Source organism: Mycobacterium sp., assembly GCF_032159765.1.
Lineage (GTDB): Bacteria > Actinomycetota > Actinomycetes > Mycobacteriales > Mycobacteriaceae > Mycobacterium.
In genome coordinates this window covers 1-2,641 of the sequence record NZ_JAVHWM010000111.1, presented here as the reverse complement: position 1 = coordinate 2,641, position 2,641 = coordinate 1, and the positions used below count along the sequence as shown (strand labels likewise).

2 protein-coding genes are annotated in these 2,641 nt (G+C 64.9%); one reads left to right on the top strand and one right to left on the bottom strand.

The genetic code is table 11. The features are described 5' to 3' along the window. Positions 1-1,157 (bottom strand): acyl-CoA dehydrogenase family protein (locus tag QOH60_RS12770; RefSeq protein ID WP_526420784.1); only part of this gene is annotated, 1,157 nt, incomplete at its 3' end. A 107-nt stretch (positions 1,158-1,264) separates the two neighbouring features. Here QOH60_RS12770 and QOH60_RS12765 point away from each other — a divergent pair. Then, positions 1,265-1,858 carry a TetR/AcrR family transcriptional regulator gene (locus QOH60_RS12765; RefSeq protein WP_526420782.1) on the top strand — a complete coding sequence of 198 codons (594 nt, stop codon included), beginning with the start codon at positions 1,265-1,267 and terminating at the stop codon, positions 1,856-1,858. The last annotated feature ends 783 nt before the right edge of the window (positions 1,859-2,641 follow it).

The window sequence follows — 2,641 nt, the reverse complement described above, 5'->3', positions numbered from 1 at the left end:
CACCGGTGCGTGTCGGACGGGCCGTCGTACACCCGGAATGCCCGGACCTCGCGAAAGTACCGCGAGAGCAGCACATCTTCGGAGATGCCGAGCGCCCCGCAGATCTGCACGGACCGGTCGACCACCCGGTACGCCGCCTCGGCGACGAACACTTTGGTCATCGAAGACAGGTGCCCTGCACCTGAGTCGGTTGCGGACTGGTCCAGCTGCCAAGCACTTCGATAGATCATCGCGCGGCTTGCCTCGATGTCGATCTCGGAATCGGCGATCTGCTGCTGCACCATGCCTAGATCGGCGAGATAGCCGCCGAATGCTTTTCGGGTGGTGGCATAGCCTAGCGCGATGTCCTGCGCACGCCGGGCGATTCCCAGCCAGCGCATGCAGTGGGTCAATCTGGCCGGGGCGAGTCGCACTTGGGCGTACTCGAAACCCCGGTCGACCTCGCCCAGCACCTGATCGTCGGGTACCACACATTCGTCGAACACGATCTCGCTGTGACCGGCGAACAATCCCTGATCCATCGTGTCGATGTCTCGGACGAGCTTGAAACCCGGAGTACCCGCATCTACCAGGAACATGGTTGCACCGCCCGCATCCCCGGCCACCCCGGATGTGCGGGCCATGACGATCGCGAATGCCGCGCCCCGGGCACCGCTGATGAACCATTTGCGGCCGTCTATCCGCCACCCGCCGGCTACCCGGGTAGCGGTGGTCGCCAGCGCCCGCGGGTCGGCGCCGGCACCCGGGGCGGGTTCGGTCATCGCGAAGCAGGACCGCGTGTCACCAGCAGCGAGGGGCTTGAGGTACCTCTCGCGCAGGACCGGGCTGCCGACCACTTCGAGCAGGTGCATGTTGCCCTCGTCCGGCGCAGCACAATTGGTCGCAAGCGGGCCGAGCAGCGAGTACCCGGCCTGCTCGAAGACCACCGCCTGACCGCGCATATCGAGGCCGAGGCCGCCGTACTCCGGCGGCATCTGCTGGCAGAACACGCCGGCCTCCCGCGCGGCCTGCTGTACCTTCGCCCGCACCGACTCGTCCCCGTCGTGCAGCGCCCCGCGGACGCGTATCTCGACCGGGATGACGACCTCGCGGACCAGCGTCGCAGTGCGAGCCGCGAGGTCCGCCACCTCGTCGGGAACGGTGAACTCTATCGACACGGTCGCCCTTTGCTCACGGTAGCTAATGATCATTAGCTATGTCCATCGAGGAATATAGCGCCCCTGTGACCTCATGCGCTAGCGCTCCCTAGCCGTATGATGGATTCGTGCGGAATGACGGGACAGGGCGCGGGACTACCGACTCCGCGATCGTGGACGCCGCGCGAGAGCTGTTCGCCGAACACGGCTACCGGACGACCACGATGACCGACATCGGTTCGGCCCTCGGTATCCGGGGACCGAGCCTCTACAAGCACATCGCTTCCAAGCAGGAGCTTCTCGCCACGATCATGCTAGGGACAATGCGGGCGCTGCTGCGGGATCAGCAGTCCGCGCTGGCGGCGGGCGGTGACCCCGGGATTCGAGTGCGCAGGATGGTCGAGGCGCACGTGCGCTACCACGCCAGTCACCGCCAGGAGGCGTTCGTCGGCAACCGCGAGATCGGCAGCCTCACGCCGGAGAACCGCACGCGAGTATTGACACTGCGCGCGGAATACGAGCAGACGCTGCGCGCAGTCATCGAGGAGGGTTGCCGAACGCAGCGGTTCAATGTGCGATCGGCTCGGCTGGCGTCCTACGCCATCCTCGACATGGGCATGGGTGTTTCGGCGTGGTTCCGCGCCGACGGGGAGAATTCCGTCGACGAGGTCAGCTACGTCTACGCCGATCAGGCCTTGCTTCTACTTGGCGCGTCAGACTGATCGACGACTCGAAAGGTGAAGCCAGTCGCTCAGCGCTCGGCGGGATTTCAATCTCCTGCCGGGAGCGACCGCTGATGGCCTCGTCGAACCACACTTATCCACCTGGCTTGCAGGCCCGCCCACAGCCCCCTTGCCGATGACCGGCGCGACCTGGTGGTCCCAGTCAACGTCCTCGCGGTCAATGGTGGCCAACTCACCGCACCGCATGCCGGTATCCAGCAGCAGGCGGATGATCGCTGTCCCGACGGTTCACGAACGTATTGCACCTACAGGTGGCCAACAGCGCGATGGTGGCATCGTCCAGTACCGGGACAAGCTGCTCAGGGACTGACGGTGCGGCTCATTCACTCCATCGGAGACCGCTGCGCCTCACCCTCTTCGGTGAGCCATTTGAAAATTGCTGCAGCGATCGGTAGCGCCGCGCCGTGGTAGCGGCCGAGACCCGGTCGTGAAGATCCAGCAGGTAATGCACAAGGTGCTCGTCCACGGCCACGTTCCGCACCTCAGTCATTCAGGGAGATATGCGACTGTCGCTCCCTTGTGCCGTCCGAGGCGTGCCGCACTTCCCGCGAAGGTCAACAAAGTCGCGGTGCGTGGGCCCCGTCGGACTCGAACCGACAACCTACGGATTAAAGAAGAGATGCGCACGGTTCCTGTTGGTTCAGCCGTCAGCATTCCCCTGGTTCGCTGGGGCTAGTGCAACACATCGGCACGCCCGCGTCTGCGTGGGAACTGCAACCAAAACTGCAACTGGCCGGTTGACCACCTGATCGTCGCGGACCT